The organism is Actinacidiphila sp. bgisy167 (assembly GCF_057707665.1).
In genome coordinates, this window is record NZ_JBYIQP010000198.1 from 1 (window position 1) to 1,492 (window position 1,492).

Below are 1,492 nucleotides of genomic sequence, written 5' to 3' on the forward strand. Positions count from 1 at the left end.
CGCCGAACGAGCGTAAGCCAACCAGACCAACGAGAAACCTCTACGCCAACCGAGTGGTGAACACCACTTTCGTGATACTCCCTCGATTCTTCCAAGGGCTGACGGCGACGTCGTAAACGGCTAGCTGGCTGCCTGCCGTGTCGGGCCGTGTCGGTCTTATTGGCAGATGTTGATGGTGGTGTTGTTTCCGAGGTCGAATTGGATGGTGGTGGGGGTGTGGGGGAGGTGGGTGATGGCGTTGATGTATTCGATGGCGCGGGTGGTGGCCTGGGGGTCGGTCCGGTTTTCAGGGTTGATGGACACGATGGGCGGGGTTTTTTGTTGTGCGGGCGTGGTGGGGCGGTTGCGGAGCAGGGCTGCGGCGGTTGTGACGTGCTGGGTGTACTCGGGTGTGCCGGTCGCCGGCAGGAGGCTGGTGTCGAGGAGGTATCGGTGGCTTTCGGGGCCGTGGCGCAATGGCTGGACCGGTACCGACTCCGGTTGCTCGTGTGCTGTGGCCGGGGCTGCTTGGTGGTGCTGAGTGCGGAGGCTCTTCGCGTCGGTGGGGGCGGGGTGCCGGTTTCGCGGGGGCTGTGGCTGGTGTGTGGTGACGACGTCCTGGCCGCGTTCGCCCTGGCCGACTGGGGATCCGGTGAGTGCGGTCATCGAGGGTGGGCGGGGTGCGTCCAGGAACGCTCGCCGTTCGCCGGCCGGGGTGGTTTGGGTCTCTGTTTTTTCTGATGCTGTGGGGTCCGGGTTTGTGGTGGGGCTGAGGGGCAGGCGGGTGGCGGTGGTGCTGGTGCTGGTGGTGTGAGGGAGGAGGTGGACGGTCCGGCCGTCGTGGTGGACGGTGTGGGTGGCTTGGGGGTGATTCAGGGAGTCGTGAAGCGTGTCCCAGTTGTCGATGCGGCCGATCCAGCCGGTGTCGCCGCGGAGGATGACGCCTTCGGTGGTGTGGATGAAGTCGTCGCCGTAGGCGAGCCAGCCATCTGCGGGCAGAAGGACTGGGTGCTGGCGGTCGCGGAGGTGGATATCGCCGGTGTCGCTGATGTCGTAGCCGAAGAGGGCGGTCGGCCGGTCCGGGGCCGGGAGTTCGTAACGGGTCCAGGACCGGGACTGCGGTTGCTTCCCAGTGGTGCTTTCGGTGGTGCCGGGCGCTACCGAGGTCAAGGGGTCGGTCTTGATGGTGCTGCCCGTCCGTGGGCGCTCGACCACCAGTGCGTGGCCCAGCGGCAGGCCGGTGGGATTCAGATAGGCGTCCCGGGCACCGCCGAGCCGCCCCGGCCCGCTGGATACACGGGACTGACGCTTAAGGAGCTGGGTTTCTTGGGCTTCACCCGGCGCGGTGGCTGTGGATTCGTCGGGGTGGGACTGCGGGAACAGCTCCGTTGCGGGAACCGTGCCGGTCTTTGCTGTGTCGGTGGTTTCGGTGGTGGGTGGGGTGGTGGTGTAGGTGTTGAGAGCGGTTTGCAGGCGTGTGTGTGCGGGTGTGCCGGGGGTGCGTTTGCTCAGC

1 protein-coding gene is annotated in these 1,492 nt (G+C 66.5%); it reads right to left on the reverse strand.

Annotation, left to right across the window (positions count from 1 at the left end; translation table 11 throughout):
- Positions 1-156: 156 nt before the first annotated feature.
- Positions 157-1,492: hypothetical protein (locus tag AC3ET4_RS30735; protein WP_431955238.1), on the reverse strand; the 1,336-nt coding region annotated here is incomplete at its 5' end.